Here is a 19,420-nt window from a genome sequence, read left to right on the forward strand (position 1 = left end):
TGTAGCGAGGCAGTCGCCCACGCACAAAAGAAAAAGCCGGCGCATGCTGACACCGGCTTTTTTCACAAAACAGAGAGCTTAGTTTAAGCTCAGCTGCGGTATCACCTCTCTCGCCTGCGCCAGGTAATCGGAACGATCTTTACCTGTCAGGCCTTCGGTGCGCGGCAGTTTGGCCGTCAGCGGGTTCACGGCCTGCTGGTTGATCCACACTTCATAGTGCAGATGCGGGCCAGTAGAGCGTCCGGTGTTGCCGGAGAGCGCGATACGGTCGCCGCGTTTCACTTTCTGCCCCGGTTTGACCAGCAGCTTGCGCAGGTGCATATAGCGGGTGGTATAGGTACGACCGTGACGGATAGCCACGTAATAGCCCGCAGCACCGCTGCGTTTTGCCATCACTACTTCGCCATCGCCAACGGACAGCACCGGCGTGCCCTGCGGCATCGCGAAGTCTACCCCGCGGTGAGGCGCAACGCGCCCGGTAACCGGGTTCAGACGACGCGGGTTAAAGTTAGAGGAGACGCGGAACTGTTTCGCCGTCGGGAAACGCAGGAAGCCTTTCGCAAGGCCCGTACCGCTGCGGTCATAGAACTTGCCATCTTCAGCGCGAATGGCGTAGTAATCTTTTCCCTCGGAGCGCAGACGCACCCCCAGCAGCTGGCTCTGCTCGCGCTTGCCGTCCAGCATTTCGCGGGACATCAGGACGGAAAACTCATCGCCTTTCTTCAGCTTACGGAAATCCATCTGCCACTGCATGGCTTTGATCACCGCGCTGATTTCACCGCTGGTCAGGCCCGCATCACGGGCGCTGGAAACAAAGCTTCCGCCCACGGTACCTTTCATCACGCTGTTAACCCAGTCGCCTTTCTGCATTTCACTGGTCATTTTGAAACCGTTTGCAGTGCGGTCATAGGTACGGGTTTCGCGGCGGGACATTTCCCAGGTCAAACGCTGAAGATCGCCATCCGCCGTTAATGTCCAGGAGAGCTGTTGCCCGATTTTCAGGTTACGCAGGTCTTTATCCGCAGCGGCCAGCTGGCTGATATTGCCCATGTCGATACCGTACTGGTTGAGCACGCTGCTCAGCGTGTCACCGGTAGAGACAACGTATTCGTGGATCCCCGCTTCGTTCTCGGTTTTATCGTCCAGTTCATCCTGAGGGATAGCTTCATCTTCCTGAGCGGCCTGGTCGATAGGCTCGCTGGCTTCAGGCAGCAAAGAGCGGATCTCGCTCTTTTCAAGCTCGATGGTTTTAATGATAGGGGCAGAACTCGGGTGGTAAACATAGGGCCGCCAGACGGCGACCGCTAGGGTGAGAACTGTAAGCGACCCCAGCATAACGCGGTGGGGTCGAGGCAGATTGTTAAATGCCAGGGCGACAGAGCGGGCTATCTGTTGCACGTATTCACTTCCTCGTTAATCTCCTTTCAGGCAGCTCGCATACTGGTTCGCCAGTTGGCTGAGGAACTGCGAATAGCTCGCTTTGCTCAACTGGATATTCGTACCTAGCGGGTCAAGGGTTCCCATGCGCACGGATGTTCCCCTGGCCACGGCTTCTACGACCGCTGGCCTGAACTGTGGCTCAGCAAAAACGCATGTCGCTTTCTGCTCAACCAACTGTGTTCTGATTTCATGTAAACGCTGCGCACCAGGTTGAATTTCAGGGTTGACGGTAAAGTGCCCAAGCGGGGTCAGGCCGTAGTGTTTTTCGTAGTAGCCGTAGGCGTCATGAAAAACGAAATACCCTTTTCCTTTCAACGGTGCGAGCTCATTACCTACCTGCTTATCGGTTGCGGCTAATTGTGCCTCAAAATCCTTCAGGTTGGCGTCTAGTTTGGCTCGACTTTGCGGCATAAGTTCCACTAATTTGTCATGGATTGCAACCGCTGAAAGCCGCGCTATCTCTGGGGATAGCCAGAGATGCATGTTGTACTCGCCGTGATGGTGATCTCCATCACCTTTTTCACCCTCTGCAGCGTGATGGTCATGTTCGTCACCGTCATCATCCGCCCCTTTCATGAGCAACGGTTTCACGCCGGAAAGCCCGGAAATCGCGACCTGTTTTTCATCAGCAACCTGTTTGGCGGATTTCTGCATGAATGCTTCCATCTCCGGACCAATCCAGACAACTAAGTCTGCGTTTTGTAAGCGTTTTACATCAGACGGACGCAGAGAATAGTCATGCTCTGAGGCCCCGTCAGGGAGCAGAACCTGGGTTTCCGTTACCCCATCGGCAATGGCCGACGCGATGAATCCAAGCGGTTTAAGCGAAGCAACAACGGCAGCGTTAACATCTTGTGCGGTTGTTCCCCAAAGGGCAGCGGATAATGCTGCGAAAAGAAGCGTATTTTTATGTAACATAATGCGACTAATCATCGTAGTGAATGCGTGGAATGTGATATTATAACATTCGTTGACTTCTTCAAGCTTAAATTGACATGACGACTCTGGTTTCTCTCGACAATATTTCGGTCTCCTTTGGCCAGCGCCGCGTCCTCTCTGACGTATCGCTGGATCTCAAGCCCGGAAAAATTCTGACGCTGCTCGGCCCCAATGGCGCAGGTAAATCCACTCTGGTGCGCGTGGTGCTGGGTCTGGTTACACCGGATGAAGGTGTAATTACGCGTGAGGAAAAATTGCGGATCGGCTATGTGCCGCAAAAATTACATCTGGACGCCACCCTGCCGCTGACGGTAAATCGTTTTCTGCGTCTGCGTCCCGGCACGCGAAAAGCCGATATTCTCCCGGCGCTGAAGCGCGTGCAGGCGGGCCACCTTATCGATGCGCCGTTGCAGAAGCTGTCCGGCGGTGAGACGCAGCGCGTTTTGCTGGCCCGTGCGCTGCTGAGCAGCCCGCAGCTGCTGGTGCTGGATGAGCCAACCCAGGGCGTGGACGTCAATGGTCAGGTCGCGCTTTATGATTTGATCGACCAGCTGCGCCGCGAACTGAACTGCGCCGTGCTGATGGTCTCCCATGACCTGCATCTGGTGATGGCGAAAACCGACGAAGTGCTGTGTCTCAACCATCACATTTGCTGTTCCGGCACGCCTGAAGTGGTCTCAATGCACCCGGAATTTATCTCCATGTTCGGCCCTCGCGGCGCTGAACAGCTTGGCATTTATCGCCATCATCATAATCACCGCCATGATTTGCAGGGACGAATCGTTCTGCGTCGGGGAAATGGACACTCATGATTGAACTGTTACTGCCCGGCTGGCTGGCCGGGGTTATGCTTGCCTGCGCCGCAGGCCCACTCGGCTCGTTTGTGGTGTGGCGCAGAATGTCTTACTTCGGTGATACCCTGGCGCATGCGTCGCTGCTGGGCGTTGCCTTTGGTTTGCTGCTGGATGTGAATCCCTTTTACGCGGTGATTGTGGTCACGCTGCTGCTGGCGGCCGGTCTGGTCTGGCTGGAGAAGCGTCCTCACCTCGCGATTGATACGCTGCTTGGCATCATGGCGCACAGCGCGCTGTCGCTGGGTCTGGTCGTTGTTAGCCTGATGTCAAATATCCGCGTTGACCTGATGGCCTACCTGTTCGGCGATCTGCTGGCCGTAACGCCTGACGATCTCATCGCGATCGCCATTGGCGTGGTGGTGGTACTGGGTATTCTGCTGTGGCAGTGGCGGAATTTACTGGCAATGACCGTCAGCCCGGATTTAGCCTTCGTCGACGGCGTGAAGCTGCAGCGCGTGAAGCTGCTACTGATGCTGGTTACGGCGTTAACGATTGGCGTGGCGATGAAGTTTGTCGGGGCACTGATCATCACGTCGCTGCTGATTATCCCTGCCGCCACGGCGCGCCGTTTTGCACGTACGCCAGAGCAAATGGCCGGTATCGCGGTGGTTATCGGGATGATCGCCGTCACGGGCGGGTTAACCTTTTCGGCGTTTTATGACACGCCAGCCGGACCGTCGGTGGTCTTGAGCGCGGCGGTGTTGTTTGTTTTCAGTATGATGAAAAAGACCGCGCAGTAGTGAGCATGTCCCCGGTGGCGCTTCGCTTACCGGGGCTACAATTTATTGCTACTTACGGCATCGCGGGCGGCGTAATACCGAAATGATTCCACGCCCGCACCGTCGCCATACGACCACGTGGGGTACGCTGTAAGAAGCCCTGCTGGATCAGATACGGCTCCAGCACATCTTCGATAGTCTCACGCTCTTCGCCAATTGCCGCCGCCAGGTTATCCAGCCCGACCGGCCCGCCAAAGAACTTGTCCAGCACCGCCAGCAGCAGTTTGCGGTCCATATAGTCAAAGCCTTCAGCATCGACGTTCAGCATATCCAGCGCCTGGGCGGCGATCTCGGCGGAAATCGAACCATCGTGCTTCACTTCAGCAAAGTCACGCACGCGGCGCAGCAGGCGGTTGGCAATACGCGGCGTACCGCGGGAACGCTTCGCCACTTCATATGCCCCCTCTTCGCTCATATCCAGCCCCATGTAGCGCGCGCTGCGCCCCACGATATGCTGAAGATCGGGTACCTGATAAAACTCCAGACGCTGAACGATGCCAAAGCGGTCGCGCAGCGGAGAGGTCAACGACCCGGCGCGGGTCGTGGCGCCAATCAGGGTAAACGGCGGCAGATCGATTTTGATGGAGCGCGCGGCCGGGCCTTCGCCGATCATGATATCCAGCTGGTAATCTTCCATCGCCGGATAGAGCACTTCCTCCACCACCGGTGACAGGCGGTGGATCTCGTCGATAAACAGCACATCATGCGGTTCAAGGTTGGTCAGCATCGCCGCCAAATCGCCCGCTTTCTCCAGCACCGGGCCGGAGGTGGTACGCAGGTTGACGCCCATTTCATTGGCGACGATATTCGCCAGGGTAGTTTTCCCTAACCCCGGCGGGCCAAAAATCAGCAGGTGATCGAGCGCATCGCCGCGCAGCTTTGCCGCCTGGATGAAAATCTCCATCTGGGAACGTACCTGCGGCTGGCCGATGTACTCATCAAGCAGCTTCGGGCGGATCGCACGATCCACCACGTCTTCTGCCTGAAGGGTGCCTGCCGATACCAGGCGGTCTGCTTCAATCATCCTTTACCTCACAATGCAGCGCGCAGCGCTTCACGAATCAGAGTTTCACTGCTGGCGTCCGGTTTGGCAATTTTGCTCACCATCCGGCTGGCCTCCTGAGGTTTATAGCCCAGCGCCACCAGCGCGGCAACCGCTTCCTGCTCGGCGTCATCATCAGAGGCAGGCGCACCCGGAGCAGTCAGAACCAAATCGGCAGCCGGAGTGAACAGATCGCCGTGCAGACCTTTAAAGCGGTCTTTCATCTCAACAATCAGACGCTCTGCGGTTTTCTTACCAATGCCCGGAAGCTTAACCAGCGCCGCGGGATCTTCACGCTCAACGGCATTCACAAACTGCGGAGCGGACATGCCGGACAAAATCGCCAGCGCCAGCTTAGGCCCCACACCGTTGGTTTTAATCAGCTCGCGAAACAGGGTGCGTTCCTGCTTGTTGTTAAAGCCGTACAGCAGCTGAGCGTCTTCACGCACCACAAACTGGGTAAAGACAATCGCCTCTTTGCCCGCGTCCGGCAGCTCGTAGAAACAGGTCATCGGCATATGGACTTCATAGCCCACGCCACCCACTTCCAGCAGCACTAACGGGGGTTGTTTTTCAATGATGATGCCTCTGAGTCTGCCTATCACGTGACGCTCCTGCGTTCTGGGAGAAATTAACTGCCGACATAATAAAAAAAGGCTGGATGTTTATCCAGCCTGATTTCTGATTATCGTAACCTGCCTCGCGCCAGATTGAGCCGCGACTCGCTCATTTGCATCGCGTTCTGGCTGACGTGGCAGTGGGTAATCGCAATCGCCAGCGCATCGGCGGCGTCGGCCTGCGGGTTCGCGGGAAGCTTCAGCAGGGTGCGCACCATGTGCTGCACCTGGCTCTTCTCCGCGCTACCGATGCCCACCACCGTCTGCTTAACCTGACGCGCGGCGTATTCGAACACCGGCAGATCCTGGTTCACCGCAGCCACGATGGCCACCCCACGCGCCTGACCGAGCTTAAGCGCCGAATCCGCGTTCTTCGCCATAAAGACCTGCTCAATGGCGAAATAGTCTGGCTGAAACTGGGTGATGATCTCCGATACGCCCGCATAAATAAGCTTGAGGCGCGACGGCAGATCGTCCACTTTGGTGCGAATGCATCCACTGCCGAGGTAGGTTAGCTGGCGTCCCACCTGACGGATAACGCCATACCCGGTGACGCGCGAGCCGGGGTCAATCCCGAGGATAATCGACATCACGCGTCTCCCGTAAATGGTTTACAGGCTCTCATCAGAGAGTCGCTGCAACCTCATCAGAGATTTCACCGTTGTGGTACACTTCCTGCACGTCGTCGCAGTCTTCGAGCATGTCGATCAGACGCAGCAGTTTCGGTGCGGTTTCTGCATCCATATCCGCTTTGGTGGACGGGATCATGGAGACTTCAGCGTTGTCCGCTTTCAGGCCCGCCGCTTCCAGCGCATCGCGCACGGCACCCATCTCTTCCCACGCGGTGTAGACGTCAATGGCACCATCATCGTAGGTCACCACGTCTTCCGCACCCGCTTCCAGCGCCGCTTCCATGATCGCATCTTCGTCGCCTTTCTCGAAAGAGATGACGCCTTTTTTGCTGAACAGGTAAGCTACGGAGCCGTCAGTGCCCAGGTTACCACCGGTTTTGGTGAACGCGTGGCGCACTTCCGCAACGGTACGGTTACGGTTGTCGGACAGGCATTCAACCATCACCGCAGTACCGCCAGGGCCGTAACCTTCATAAATGATGGTTTCCATGTTCGCGTCTTCATCACCGCCCACGCCGCGTGCGATAGCACGGTTCAGGGTGTCACGCGTCATGTTGTTAGACAGCGCTTTATCTACCGCCGCGCGCAGGCGTGGGTTAGAAGCCGGGTCGCCGCCGCCCAGACGCGCTGCTGTCACCAGCTCGCGAATGATTTTGGTAAAGATCTTACCGCGCTTGGCATCCTGTGCCGCTTTACGGTGTTTGGTGTTGGCCCACTTACTATGACCTGCCATAAAAAGTTCTCCAAAAATCGCGCCTTCTCAGGCCGCGTTAATTACAAATTCTTCAATCGCCTGCCGGTTGCTCCACGACTTGGTCAGTGCGGCGGCATCCGCCGCGTTCACCCAGCGGTAGTTCAGGTGTTCGGTAAACACGATCTCCCGCTCATGGGGGAGCGCGAGACAGAACCACGACTCCGTGTTGCGCTCAATGCCCGGCGCATAGCGATGACGTAAATGGCTAAAAATTTCAAACTCCACCGTGCGCTGACAGTCCTTCAGGGTCAGTTGCTCATGAGCAACGTCAATGGTGACCTCTTCCTTTACTTCACGCGCGGCGGCCTGCGGCGCGGTCTCCCCCTCTTCCAGGCTGCCGGTAACCGACTGCCAGAATTCAGGGTCATCGCGCCGCTGCAACATCAGCACCCGCTTCGTGTCTTCTGCATAAATGACCACCAGGACAGAAACGGGAAGCTTATATGCCATATCAGTTTTTCTCTTCCTTCTTCACCACTTCAATGCCCAGCTCGGCCAGCGCTGCCGGGTTGGCAAAGCTTGGCGCTTCGGTCATCAGACACGCTGCGGCAGTGGTTTTCGGGAAGGCGATAACGTCACGAATGTTATCGGTGCCGGTCAGCAGCATGGTCAGACGGTCGAGACCGAAGGCCAGACCCGCATGCGGCGGCGTGCCGTACTTCAGGGCGTCCAGCAGGAAGCCAAACTTCTCGCGCTGCTCCTGCTCGTTAATACCCAGAATGCCGAACACGGTCTGCTGCATTTCACCGCTGTGAATACGCACGGAGCCGCCGCCCACTTCATAGCCGTTGATAACCATGTCATAAGCGTTTGCCACTGCCTCTTCCGGCGCCGCTTTCAGCTCTGCCGCCGTCATCTCTTTTGGCGAGGTGAACGGGTGGTGCATCGCGGTCAGGCCGCCTTCACCGTCGTCTTCAAACATCGGGAAGTCGATAACCCACAGTGGCGCCCATTTGCTTTCATCGGTCAGGTTCAGGTCTTTGCCGAGCTTCAGACGCAGCGCGCCCATCGCATCCGCAACGACTTTCTTGTTGTCTGCGCCGAAGAAGATCATGTCGCCGTCCTGCGCACCGGTGCGCTCAAGGATCGCACCCACGATGTCCGCGTTCAGGAATTTCGCCACCGGGCTGGTGATCCCTTCCAGACCTTTCGCACGCTCGGTCACTTTAATATAGGCCAGACCTTTCGCGCCGTAGATCTTAATAAAGTTGCCGTAGTCATCAATCTGCTTACGGCTCAGCGCCGCGCCGCCCGGTACGCGCAGGGCAGCCACGCGGCCTTTCGGATCGTTAGCCGGTCCCGCGAATACCGCGAACTCAACGGATTTCACCAGGTCAGCCACGTCCACCAGCTCCATCGGGTTACGCAGGTCTGGTTTGTCGGAGCCGTAGCGACGTTCCGCTTCGGCGAAGGTCATGATCGGGAAATCGCCCAGCTCAACGCCCTTCACGTCGTTCCACAGGCTACGCACCAGGGCTTCCATCACTTCACGCACCTGTTCGGCGGTCATGAAGGAAGTTTCCACATCGATCTGGGTAAATTCTGGCTGACGGTCAGCGCGCAGGTCTTCGTCGCGGAAGCACTTAACGATTTGATAATAGCGGTCGAAGCCGGACATCATCAGCAGCTGTTTGAACAGCTGCGGTGACTGCGGCAGCGCGTAGAATTTGCCTTTGTGGACGCGGGATGGCACCAGGTAATCGCGCGCGCCTTCCGGCGTCGCTTTGGTCAGCATCGGGGTTTCAATATCGAGGAAACCGTGGTCATCCATAAAGCGACGCACCAGGCTGGTGATTTTCGCACGGGTTTTCAGGCGCTGTGCCATTTCCGGACGACGCAGATCCAGGTAGCGGTATTTCAGACGCGCTTCTTCAGTGTTGACGTGGTTGGAGTCCAGCGGCAGCGCTTCGGCACGGTTGATGATAACCAGATCGGACGCCAGCACTTCGATAGCGCCCGTCGCCATGTCTGCGTTAACGTTTTTCTCGTCACGCGCACGCACGGTGCCGGTGACCTGAATGCAGAACTCATTACGCAGCTCAGAGGCCAGCTTCAGCGCATCTGCGCGATCCGGGTCGAAGAACACCTGAACGATACCTTCACGGTCGCGCATATCGATGAAGATAAGGCTACCAAGATCACGACGACGGTTGACCCAACCACACAGGGTGACCTGCTGTCCGACGTGGGACTGACGCAGCTGCCCGCAATATTCTGTACGCATGAGATATCCCTTAATTAGCCGCAGGCTAAATGTCGCCTGGTATGCAGGCTACTATGTCGCAGCTTTCTGTATGTCACAACTGGATGAAAAAAGGCGGCTATTATACTGGAAATTCCGCCGGACGATAAGAGCGAACCACCGCCAGACGGTCGTTTGCTGCACTCTTATTGCGCATTCTCACAAAAATTAACAAAATTATCCGACCGATAACAGGTCATCACGTCGTAAGGTGTTACGGAAGTGATTAATTTACCTGGAGTGACGATGTTAACACTTGATGCCCGCAAAACCGCGCTTGTTGTGATTGATTTACAGGAAGGGATCCTGCCCTTCGCCGGTGGCCCACACGCAGCGGATGAAGTCGTCAGCCGCACCGCTCGCCTGGCCGAGAAGTGCCGCGCCAGCGGTGCCCCTGTGGTCATGGTACGCGTCGGCTGGTCCGCTGATTTCGCCGAGGCGTTAAAACAGCCCGTTGATGCCCAGGCGCCCGCACATGCCCTGCCGGAAAACTGGTGGACGTACCCGGTGTCGCTGGGCAAACGCGACAGCGATATCGAAGTAACTAAACGCCAGTGGGGCGCGTTCTACGGGACCGACCTTGAGCTGCAGCTTCGCCGCCGCGGTATCGACACCATTATTCTGTGCGGCATATCCACCAACATCGGCGTGGAATCGACAGCCCGTAACGCCTGGGAGCTGGGCTTTAATCTGGTAATTGCTGAAGATGCCTGCAGCGCGGCTTCCGCGGAACAGCATCAGGGCAGCATGACCCATATCTTCCCGCGCATCGGACGCGTGCGCAGCACGGATGAGATTTTAAGCGCGCTATGATGTACGTGGGCCTGCCCCAGTGGTCGCACCCGAAATGGGTGCGCCTGGGCATTACCAGCCTTGAAGAGTATGCCCGACACTTTAACTGCGTCGAGGGTAACACCACGCTGTATGCGCTGCCCAAAGCCGAGATAGTCGAACGCTGGCGGGAGCAAACAACGGACGATTTCCGTTTCTGCTTTAAGTTTCCGGCGACCATTTCCCACCAGGCCGCGCTGCGCAACTGCGGGGACTTAACGGAAGAATTTTTCACGCGCATGTCGCCGCTGGCGAACCGAATTGGACAATACTGGCTCCAGCTTCCCGCCACGTTTGGCCCGCGCGATTTGCCCGCCCTGTGGCAGTTCCTGGATGCCCTGCCCCGCGAATTCACCTACGGCGTGGAAGTCCGACACCAGGACTTCTTTGCGAAAGGCGAAGCCGAAAAAGCGCTCAACCGGGGCCTGCTGGATCGTTCCGTTAACCGGGTGATCCTCGACAGTCGTCCGGTGCACAGCGCGGTACCGCATAACGAGGCCATCGTTGATGCTCAGCGTAAAAAACCGAAAGTGCCGGTCCACGCCATCGTGACCGCACAGAACCCGATGGTCAGGTTCATCGGCAGCGACAATATGCAGCAAAATCAGGCGATGTTCGCCGTCTGGCTGCAAAAACTCGCGAGCTGGGAGCAAGCCACCACGCCGTACCTCTTTTTGCACACGCCGGATATTGCTCAGGCGCCCGAACTGGTCGATGCTCTGTGGCAGGCCTTGCAGGCCGCGGTGCCGTCCGTGGGCAGCGTCCCTTCCATCCCACAACAATCTTCTCTTTTCTGATATCACCCCCTATCATAGTGAAGTGCCATCTGCCAAAAAACAGGGAGTTAGTATGGTCAGCGCGCTGTATGCGGTGTTAGGTGCGTTACTGCTGATTAAATTTTCATTTGATGTTGTGCGCCTCAGGATGCAGTACCGCGTCTCTTACGGCGACGGCGGTTTCTCCGAACTGCAAAGCGCTATTCGCATTCACGGTAATGCGGTGGAATACATTCCCGTTGCTCTCATCCTGCTGCTGTTTATGGAGATGAATGGCGCGGAAACCTGGATGGTGCATATTTGTGGCCTGATGCTTATTGCTGGCCGGTTAATGCATTATTACGGCTTTCACCACCGTTTATTCCGCTGGCGTCGTTCCGGCATGAGCGCGACCTGGTGTTCGCTTTTGCTGATGGTGCTGGCTAACCTGTGGTATATGCCGTGGGAGTTGGTTTTCTCCCTTCATTAGCGCACAATACGCCACTTTATTTTTCCCGGATTTTTACGTTATGTCAGATCGCGACACGCTTTTTTCCGCGCCTATCGCCAGCCTGGGCGACTGGACCTTCGATGAACGGGTAGCCGAAGTCTTCCCGGATATGATCCAGCGCTCTGTTCCCGGTTATTCCAATATTATCTCTATGATCGGTATGCTGGCTGAGCGCTTCGTTCAACCCGGTACGCAGGTCTATGACCTGGGCTGCTCGCTCGGCGCGGCAACGCTGTCGGTACGTCGTAACATTCATCACGATGGCTGCCGAATCGTTGCCGTCGATAACTCCCCGGCCATGGTGGAACGCTGCCGTCGCCATATTGACGCGTACAAAGCCCCCGTTCCGGTGGACGTGGTGGAAGGCGATATCCGCGAGATCGAGATTAACAACGCCTCGATGGTAGTGCTGAATTTTACCCTGCAGTTCCTGGTGCCTGAAGACCGCCAGCTGCTGCTGGACAAAATTTACCAGGGGCTGAATCCCGGCGGCGCGCTGGTGCTTTCTGAGAAATTCAGCTTTGAGGATGCCAAAGTAGGCGAGCTGCTGTTCAACATGCACCACGATTTCAAACGGGCGAACGGCTACAGCGAGCTGGAGATCAGCCAGAAGCGCAGCATGCTGGAAAACGTGATGCTGACGGACTCCGTGGAAACCCATAAAGCGCGCCTGCACAAAGCCGGTTTTGAGCACAGCGAACTGTGGTTCCAGTGCTTTAACTTTGGCTCTCTGGTGGCGCTTAAAGCCGGGGATGCCGCATGATTGAATTCAGCAACTTTTATCAGCTGATTGCTAAAAACCATCTTTCCCACTGGCTGGAGACCCTGCCGGCGCAGATTGCCGCCTGGCAGCGCGATCAGCAGCACGGCCTGTTAAAGCAGTGGTCAAATGCCGTGGAGTATCTGCCGGAGCTGACGCCGCATCGTCTGGATTTACTGCACAGCGTGACGGCGGAAAGCGCAGAGCCGCTCCCTGCCGGGCAGATCAACCGCATCGAAACGCTGATGCGTAATTTAATGCCGTGGCGCAAAGGGCCGTTCTCGCTGTACGGCGTGAACATCAATACCGAGTGGCGCTCAGACTGGAAGTGGGATCGCGTACTGCCGCACCTTTCCGACCTGACCGGGCGCACCATTCTGGACGTAGGCTGCGGCAGCGGTTACCACATGTGGCGCATGATTGGCGCGGGAGCCCATTTGGCGGTCGGCATCGACCCGATGCAGCTCTTCCTGTGCCAGTTTGAGGCGGTGCGAAAACTGCTCGGCAACGACCAGCGCGCGCATCTGCTGCCGCTGGGCATAGAGCAGCTCCCTGCCCTGAAAGCGTTCGATACCGTCTTCTCGATGGGCGTGCTGTATCATCGTCGTTCCCCGCTTGAACACCTGTGGCAGCTCAAAGATCAGCTGGTCAGCGGCGGCGAGCTGGTGCTGGAGACGCTGGTGATTGAAGGCGATGAGCATGCGGTTCTGGTGCCGGGCGATCGCTACGCGCAGATGCGCAACGTTTACTTCATCCCGTCCGCGCTGGCGCTGAAAAACTGGCTGGAGAAATGCGGATTTGTGGATGTGCGCATTGCCGATGTTTGCGTAACGTCTATCGAAGAGCAGCGCCGCACCGACTGGATGATCACCGAATCGCTGGAGCAGTTCCTCGACCCGGCCGACCACAGCAAAACCGTTGAAGGCTATCCTGCACCGATGCGTGCGGTGTTGATTGCGACCAAGCCGTAGTTTTTCCCTCTCCCCCCTGGGGTGAGGGGATAAAAAAAGGCCCCTGTTGAAATTGCAGGGGCCTGGTACAAGCAAGCATCATATTGGGCGACATGATGCGCGGTAAAAATCGGTACGTTGCTACACGTGATGACGCTCAATCAGCGACTTCATTTCCGCAACCGACTCTCCCTCTACGCCGTAGCGAGAATATTCATCCGCTTCAGCATCCGTCGACATTGACAGCCCTGTATTGCGATAACGCATGGGTGAAGGTATCCATTTCCCCGCAGAGCTGTGAAGCTCTTCCACCCCGGCGTTTAAAAACCGTTCCAGATTGCTGGCACGGACTCCCGCACCCGCCATTATTATTGGAACACCGGAATGTGCTTTTAGTTCCGTAATTAATTGCAGACCTTTTTCCGCCGAAGACTGCTGTCCCGATGTCAGGACGCGCGCCACGCCAAGTTCGGCAAGCGTATCAAATGCTTGCAGGGGATCTTTGCACATATCAAACGCACGATGAAACGTGACGGCCATTCCTTTCGCGGCGTCCATCACCTTACGCATCCGCGGCAGATCGACGTGACCATCCTCATCAAGCAGGCCGATCACCAGCCCCGGGAACCCCAGGTCGCGAACAAGGGCGATATCTTCAAGCATGGCACTGAACTCGCCCGCCGTGTAACAAAAATCGCCGCCGCGAGGCCGAATAATCGGGTGGACCGGGATGGTGACGGCCTGGCGGGCAGACTTCAACACGCCGTATGAAGGCGTTAAGCCCCCTTCTTTCGGGGCGGCGCATAGCTCAATACGGTCAGCTCCCATCTGTTGCGCCGTTACGGCACATTCCACGCTGTAACAACAAATCTCCAGCAGCGCCATCTGCTTCTCCTTAAAATCAGCTTAACGCGCCATCATTGCACGCCTCTCGTTTCGTGTCTCAGCGACGAATCACAACTCTCAGGCTTCGCTGGCAACAATCTGCTCAATGGTCCAGGGATGAAATTTCACGGTCACCTGCCCGTCCGTCACGGCCAGCGTTGGGTTAGGCAGACGCTCGCGCTCGCCTTTGGGTGAACTCGTCTTCACAACAATCCCCGGCTTGCTTAACCCGTCGTCTGACAGCAGGGCCAGGGCGCGCGCGTTCAACGTTTCCGGCTCACCCGGCAGGACGATTTCGATATGCTCCCAGCCTTCGTGCGGATAGCGTTTCTCGCCCGGCCACGGCAGTTCAACCACGGTGAACTGCCAGTGCGCCACGTTCAACGGCTCATGCAGTTTGAACAGACAAATGGGGCGTCCATTGATGATGTTCTCAGAAAGCAACTCGCCACACTGTTCAAACCCGCGACGCCAGCGCTCGGCGGTGGCATTCTGGTGGCAGCGCAAGGAAATGTGATCCGCCGCAAGCGGCACGATATCCAGACCAAGACGGGTGGCAAGTTCTGTGAACGCCTTTGTGAAGCGAGGTAAATCTGCGGAAATATCATGCAGTTCGTCAATGGATTGCCAGTTCGCCATAAGTCAGTCTCTTTTCGTGTCGCAAAGCCGCTAATTTACTCCGTTGCCCCGTTTTGACCAACCGCTGAATCCGGCTTTTTATGACTGCATGGTTATGCACGCTTTCTTAGCCTGGATTCTGAGCAATCTTCGGGCCCCGCAATGCTGACGCCAGAAGGCATTTGCAGTATACTCCCGCCCTAAATTCTTTAACTGGCGCGGGCGGTTGTAAGCCCGCATCAAAAACGTAAGGTATCCAGGTGAATATTCAGGCTCTTCTCTCCGAAAAAGTCAGTCAGGCACTGATTGCCGCAGGCGCACCTGCGGATTGCGAACCGCAGGTTCGTCAGTCAGCAAAAGTACAGTTTGGCGACTATCAGGCTAATGGCGTGATGGCAGTGGCTAAAAAACTGGGCATGCCGCCGCGACAGCTCGCTGAGCAGGTACTGACGCATCTGGATCTCTCCGGCATTGCCAGCAAAACCGAAATTGCTGGTCCGGGCTTTATCAATATTTTCCTTGAGCCTGCGTTCCTGGCGAGCCACGTTGACGCGGCGCTGAAGTCTGACCGTCTGGGCGTTTCCCAGCCGGAAGCGCAGACCGTGGTGGTCGACTACTCTGCCCCGAACGTGGCGAAGGAGATGCACGTAGGCCACCTGCGCTCCACCATCATCGGTGACGCCGCGGTACGCACCCTTGAGTTCCTCGGTCACAAGGTGATCCGCGCGAACCACGTGGGCGACTGGGGCACCCAGTTCGGCATGCTGATTGCTTACCTGGAAAAACAGCAGCAGGAAAACGCGGGTGAAATGGCGCTGGCGGACCTGGAAGGGTTCTACCGCGAAGCCAAAAAGCACTATGACGAAGACGAAGCCTTTGCCGAGCGCGCACGCAGCTACGTGGTGAAGCTGCAGGGCGGGGATCAATACTTCCTCGAGATGTGGCGCAAGCTGGTTGACATCACCATGTCCCAGAACCAGCTTACCTATAACCGTCTGAACGTGACCCTGACCCGCGACGACGTGATGGGTGAAAGCCTGTATAACCCGATGCTGCCAGGCATTGTGGCGGACCTGAAGGCCAAAAACCTGGCGGTGGAGAGCGAAGGCGCAACGGTAGTGTTCCTTGATGAGTACAAAAACAAGGAAGGCGAACCGATGGGCGTGATTATCCAGAAAAAGGATGGCGGCTATCTCTACACCACCACGGACATCGCGTGTGCGAAATACCGTTACGAAACCCTGCACGCCGACCGCGTGCTGTACTACATCGACTCCCGTCAGCACCAGCACCTGATGCAGGCGTGGACTATCGTGCGTAAAGCCGGTTACGTGCCGGACTGCGTGCCGCTGGAACACCACATGTTCGGCATGATGCTGGGTAAAGACGGCAAGCCGTTCAAAACCCGCGCGGGCGGTACCGTGAAGCTTTCCGATCTGCTGGACGAAGCGCTGGAGCGCGCCCGTCGCCTGGTGGCGGAGAAGAACCCGGACATGCCTGCTGACGAACTGGAAAAACTGGCCAACGCCGTCGGTATCGGCGCGGTGAAATACGCGGATCTTTCCAAGAACCGCACCACCGACTACATCTTCGACTGGGACAACATGCTGGCGTTTGAAGGCAACACGGCGCCGTACATGCAGTACGCCTATACCCGCGTGCTCTCCGTGTTCCGCAAGGCGAACATTGATGAAAGCGTGCTGGCGAATGCTACAGTGACCATCACGGAGGATCGTGAAGCACAGCTGGCGGCGCGTCTGCTGCAGTTCGAAGAGACGCTGACGGTTGTCGCGCGTGACGGCACGCCGCACGTGATGTGTGCTTACCTGTACGATCTGGCGGGTCTGTTCTCCGGCTTCTACGAGCACTGCCCTATTCTGTCTGCAGAAAATGAATCGGTGCGTAACAGCCGCCTGAAGCTGGCTCAGCTGACGGCGAAGACTCTGAAGCTGGGTCTGGATACCCTGGGTATCGAAACCGTAGAACGTATGTAAAAAAGAAACCCGGCAAACGCCGGGTTTTTTATTATCAGAAGTATTTCCGCAAATACTCTGTCAGACAGAGAATCGCCATCGCCTGGCCATACGGCATCGACGTCAGCGGGATCTGGCGATAAAACTCAAGATCGCTGCCCATTCCCGTCCCGAACGACGTTTGCAGCAGCTCCCCTTCCGGCGAGATATTTTTCACGATGCCGCGAATCGCTTTTTCAGCAACGTCAGCATATTCAGGCTCAACATAGCGCTTCCGCACCGCTTTCAGGATCCCGTAGGCAAACCCTGCCGTGGCGGATGCTTCCAGGTACGAGTTCGGATCGTCCAGCAGCGTATGCCACAACCCGCTTTCGTCCTGACATTTTGCCAGCGCGGCAACCTGCGCCTTCAGCACCTGCACCAGATAACGGCGCACGGCGTTGTTTTCCGGCAGATCCACCAGCTCAAGGAAGTCCGGGATCACGATGGTCAGCCAGCTGTTGCCGCGCGCCCAGCGGGCCCGGGCAAAGTTATGATTGCCGTCGTAGCTCCAGCCGTGGAACCACAGCCCCGTCTCCCGGTCCATCAGGTTCTGCACGTGGAGCAGGAACTGATAGATCGCCTCCTCTACGTACTCCGGCTTATTCAGCAGCCTGCCGATTTTCGCCAGCGGCAGCACCGTCATCATCAGCGTGTCGTCCCACATCTGCTGATGATTCTCTTCCGCCAGCGTGATGTGCTGCATACCGCCGTGTTCGGTGCGTGGCATCTCATTCATCGCCCACTCCGCCCAGCTTTCCAGCCACGGCAGCCAGGCCGGGTTTTTGCTCTCTTCGTAGCGATAGGCCAGCGTCAGAAACGGCGACATCGTATTGACGTTTTTGGTGGTGGCGCCTTCCGCAAAGCGGTCGGCAAACCAGCTGTCGATAATGTTGCGCATCCCTTCGTCACCGGTCTGGCAGTAGTACTGCCAGATGCCATACAGGCCGACGCCGTGCGTCCACTCCCATCCGGCCCAGCCTTTGGTGTCGATCACGCGCCCGTCGTCCAGCCGCAGCAAAAATTCACCCGTTTTATCGTGGATATTGACCAGGTTGTGCGTCACTTTTTGAATCAGCGATTTCAGCTCGTCCCGGGCGATAAAGCGCTCTGGCTGACGCAATAGCGGGCTATGTTTGACAGGCCAAACTTTCATCATCTTAACCTCTGTTGTATGTCGAATTGAGTACCGCGCGATCCTTCAGCGAAGATGCAGCTGGCTTATTGCGATTCAGATAACCGATGTTGTTATTGCCCCACAGTGACTCATAAGGCATACCGGCCAGCATCTCGACGGTGGCGCGGGCGTGTGGCGTCGCTGACTCCGGCATCGCATGACCACACTCACGCATTTTCGCGGTCTCCTCGCGCAGCGTGCGGTGGGTCTGCAAATTAAGCCTGAAGCGCAGGGAAACGAGGAAACCGCAGAACAGCACCAGGATGGTGCCCACGCTCAGGATCAGCAGAATGGTGTGGCTCACTTCAGCAGGCTGTACCTTCTGACCGCTGACAAAGCCGGACATTTGCATCACGATGCCCACCAGCATCACCGCACCGGCCTGTGACGCCTTACGGGTCAGGGTCATGATGCCGGCGAAAATCCCTTCCCGGCGCTGGCCGGTGATCGCTTCATCCACGTCAGCAATGTAGGTATAGGTATTCCATGGCACGTAGTTAATACCGCCGCGACCCAGCCCAGCCACCGCAGAGATCAGTAACAGCAGAGCGTAGACGTCGCTCAGATCGGCGTAATAGAGCATGGCGTAAGAGAGAGACGCCAGGCCAAACAGCACCACCACCATGCGGTAGGACGGCGCAGGTCCGAAGCGAATACACAGCGGGATCATCCCGATCACGGCGAGGAACTGGAAGATAGCCATCGTGCCCAGCAGGTTGGACGCCATTGACGCTTCCTGCATCAGCACAAACACCACGTAGTAGGTGAAGACTGCGTTAAATACGTCCTGTGCGATGTAGCCGCCGAGGTACATGCCGAGATGCTGGCGGAAAATCTTGATGCGCAGCGTAGAGCTTAATTCGACAAATAGACGATTGATGCTTTGCCCCAGCGTCAGTTTCTTCTTCTCTTCTTCGGCACGCAGCGCCGCTTCAGACCACTCCTCACGCGGGCGCTCCCAGGTAAAGAACCAGACAAAGGTAAGCATCAGGGCGCACAGCACGGAGAAAACCAGGCTTGCGTAAAAGAATGAGATGGCGTTGTCTTTACCGAAGTGGGTGAGCAGGATCCCCGGCAGGAAGGAGGCCAGAATCGCTGACATCTGCGCCATAGAAATACGCGCCCCGGAGAACTTGGTTTTCTGTTTGAAGTCGTCGGTCATTTCCGGCACCAGCGTCTCGTAAGGCACCAGAATCATGGTGTAGACAATATCAAACACCAGATAGGTCAGCAGGTAGTACCAGAAATTCATGTCCCCTACCCACATCAACGAGTAGCTGAACACGCACGGAATGCCTAGCAGGATAAAGAACTTACGGCGACCAAAGCGCTTTCCAGGCCAGGTCGTACCGAAGTTATCCGTCAAAAAGCCCATTAACGGGCTGACAACAGCATCCAGCACCCTCGCAGCGGCAAAGATGAAGGTTGCTTCAATCGGTGTGAGTCCACAGAAGGTGGTATAAAAATACAAAAGCCAGGCCGCCGTCAGGGCGGTCGTACCGGCCCCGAGAAAATCGCCTGCCCCGTAAGCAAGATAATTTGCGAGTCCAATTTTACGTGTTTTCATTGCCGTCAACCCTAAGCAAATTTGGGAGACTCCCTGCAAGTAAGGCTCATCGGGG

At 56.8% G+C, this 19,420-nt stretch carries 20 protein-coding genes; 8 read left to right on the top strand and 12 right to left on the bottom strand.

The window, feature by feature from the left end:
• Nucleotides 1-78 precede the first annotated feature (78 nt).
• A complete protein-coding gene (mepM, locus tag AC2FAJ_RS05405; RefSeq protein ID WP_028013619.1) occupies nt 79-1,398 on the bottom strand; it encodes a murein DD-endopeptidase MepM in 1,320 nt (439 codons plus the stop codon).
• A gap of 15 nt (nt 1,399-1,413) precedes the next feature.
• On the bottom strand, nt 1,414-2,358 hold the full coding sequence (gene znuA / locus AC2FAJ_RS05410) for a zinc ABC transporter substrate-binding protein ZnuA (RefSeq protein ID WP_041911996.1): 945 nt from the start codon (nt 2,356-2,358) through the stop codon (nt 1,414-1,416).
• A 77-nt stretch (nt 2,359-2,435) separates the two neighbouring features.
• On the opposite strand from znuA, the gene znuC reads away from it, so the two are divergent.
• Nucleotides 2,436-3,191, top strand: coding sequence for a zinc ABC transporter ATP-binding protein ZnuC (gene znuC, locus AC2FAJ_RS05415; protein WP_028013621.1), 756 nt, complete (start codon nt 2,436-2,438; stop codon nt 3,189-3,191).
• Nucleotides 3,188-3,973 carry a zinc ABC transporter permease subunit ZnuB gene (gene znuB / locus AC2FAJ_RS05420; RefSeq protein WP_041909449.1) on the top strand — a complete coding sequence of 262 codons (786 nt, stop codon included), beginning with the start codon at nt 3,188-3,190 and terminating at the stop codon, nt 3,971-3,973. Before znuC ends, znuB begins: the two co-directional genes overlap by 4 nt.
• A 52-nt stretch (nt 3,974-4,025) precedes the next feature.
• Here the strand turns inward: znuB and ruvB are convergent, their stop codons facing one another.
• The 6 genes from ruvB to aspS all read right to left on the bottom strand — a co-directional run bounded on the left by ruvB (nt 4,026) and on the right by aspS (nt 9,281).
• Entirely contained in the window at nt 4,026-5,036 is a 1,011-nt protein-coding gene (gene ruvB, locus AC2FAJ_RS05425) for a Holliday junction branch migration DNA helicase RuvB (protein WP_028013623.1), read from the bottom strand.
• Between the two features lie 8 nt (nt 5,037-5,044).
• The gene (ruvA, locus tag AC2FAJ_RS05430) at nt 5,045-5,659 is read right to left on the bottom strand and encodes a Holliday junction branch migration protein RuvA (RefSeq protein WP_028013624.1); all 615 of its coding nucleotides are present in this window, start codon (nt 5,657-5,659) and stop codon (nt 5,045-5,047) included.
• A gap of 80 nt (nt 5,660-5,739) precedes the next feature.
• Nucleotides 5,740-6,261, bottom strand: a complete 522-nt coding sequence (gene ruvC, locus AC2FAJ_RS05435; protein ID WP_003859749.1) for a crossover junction endodeoxyribonuclease RuvC — start codon at nt 6,259-6,261, stop codon at nt 5,740-5,742.
• A 34-nt stretch (nt 6,262-6,295) separates the two neighbouring features.
• Complete coding sequence (locus tag AC2FAJ_RS05440; protein WP_003859747.1) at nt 6,296-7,036, bottom strand: YebC/PmpR family DNA-binding transcriptional regulator; 741 nt, start codon at nt 7,034-7,036, stop codon at nt 6,296-6,298.
• 27 nt (nt 7,037-7,063) lie between these two features.
• A complete protein-coding gene (gene nudB / locus AC2FAJ_RS05445) occupies nt 7,064-7,507 on the bottom strand; it encodes a dihydroneopterin triphosphate diphosphatase (RefSeq protein ID WP_041909447.1) in 444 nt (147 codons plus the stop codon).
• A 1-nt stretch (nt 7,508) separates the two neighbouring features.
• A complete protein-coding gene (gene aspS, locus AC2FAJ_RS05450) occupies nt 7,509-9,281 on the bottom strand; it encodes an aspartate--tRNA ligase (RefSeq protein ID WP_041909445.1) in 1,773 nt (590 codons plus the stop codon).
• Between the two features lie 264 nt (nt 9,282-9,545).
• Between aspS and AC2FAJ_RS05455 the strand changes: the two genes are divergently transcribed.
• The 5 genes from AC2FAJ_RS05455 to cmoB are packed head-to-tail and all read left to right on the top strand — an operon-like array spanning nt 9,546 to nt 13,127.
• Complete coding sequence (locus tag AC2FAJ_RS05455) at nt 9,546-10,112, top strand: hydrolase (protein ID WP_041909443.1); 567 nt, start codon at nt 9,546-9,548, stop codon at nt 10,110-10,112.
• A complete protein-coding gene (locus tag AC2FAJ_RS05460) occupies nt 10,109-10,927 on the top strand; it encodes a DUF72 domain-containing protein (RefSeq protein ID WP_041909441.1) in 819 nt (272 codons plus the stop codon). The genes AC2FAJ_RS05455 and AC2FAJ_RS05460 overlap by 4 nt, the downstream gene beginning before the upstream one ends.
• 52 nt (nt 10,928-10,979) lie before the next feature.
• Entirely contained in the window at nt 10,980-11,375 is a 396-nt protein-coding gene (locus AC2FAJ_RS05465) for an MAPEG family protein (RefSeq protein WP_028013630.1), read from the top strand.
• Between the two features lie 40 nt (nt 11,376-11,415).
• Nucleotides 11,416-12,159: a carboxy-S-adenosyl-L-methionine synthase CmoA gene (cmoA, locus tag AC2FAJ_RS05470; protein ID WP_041909439.1), complete on the top strand. Its 744-nt coding sequence runs from the start codon at nt 11,416-11,418 to the stop codon at nt 12,157-12,159.
• Entirely contained in the window at nt 12,156-13,127 is a 972-nt protein-coding gene (cmoB, locus tag AC2FAJ_RS05475; protein ID WP_028013632.1) for a tRNA 5-methoxyuridine(34)/uridine 5-oxyacetic acid(34) synthase CmoB, read from the top strand. Before cmoA ends, cmoB begins: the two co-directional genes overlap by 4 nt.
• Nucleotides 13,128-13,247: 120 nt before the next feature.
• On the opposite strand, the gene cutC is transcribed toward cmoB, so the two are convergent.
• Both cutC and AC2FAJ_RS05485 read right to left on the bottom strand, forming a co-directional pair.
• Nucleotides 13,248-13,991: a copper homeostasis protein CutC gene (gene cutC / locus AC2FAJ_RS05480; RefSeq protein WP_485453906.1), complete on the bottom strand. Its 744-nt coding sequence runs from the start codon at nt 13,989-13,991 to the stop codon at nt 13,248-13,250.
• Nucleotides 13,992-14,069: 78 nt separating this feature from the next.
• Nucleotides 14,070-14,630 carry a VOC family protein gene (locus AC2FAJ_RS05485; RefSeq protein ID WP_047362797.1) on the bottom strand — a complete coding sequence of 187 codons (561 nt, stop codon included), beginning with the start codon at nt 14,628-14,630 and terminating at the stop codon, nt 14,070-14,072.
• A 239-nt stretch (nt 14,631-14,869) separates the two neighbouring features.
• On the opposite strand from AC2FAJ_RS05485, the gene argS reads away from it, so the two are divergent.
• Nucleotides 14,870-16,603, top strand: coding sequence for an arginine--tRNA ligase (argS, locus tag AC2FAJ_RS05490; protein ID WP_028013635.1), 1,734 nt, complete (start codon nt 14,870-14,872; stop codon nt 16,601-16,603).
• A 34-nt stretch (nt 16,604-16,637) separates the two neighbouring features.
• On the opposite strand, the gene bglB is transcribed toward argS, so the two are convergent.
• Both bglB and AC2FAJ_RS05500 read right to left on the bottom strand, forming a co-directional pair.
• Nucleotides 16,638-17,777 (bottom strand): beta-galactosidase BglB, encoded by a 1,140-nt coding sequence (bglB, locus tag AC2FAJ_RS05495; RefSeq protein ID WP_041911995.1) that lies wholly within the window; start codon nt 17,775-17,777, stop codon nt 16,638-16,640.
• A 4-nt stretch (nt 17,778-17,781) separates the two neighbouring features.
• Nucleotides 17,782-19,365 carry an MFS transporter gene (locus AC2FAJ_RS05500; protein WP_041909434.1) on the bottom strand — a complete coding sequence of 528 codons (1,584 nt, stop codon included), beginning with the start codon at nt 19,363-19,365 and terminating at the stop codon, nt 17,782-17,784.
• Nucleotides 19,366-19,420 lie beyond the last annotated feature (55 nt).

This window comes from Enterobacter cloacae complex sp. 385G4, from assembly GCF_057320665.1.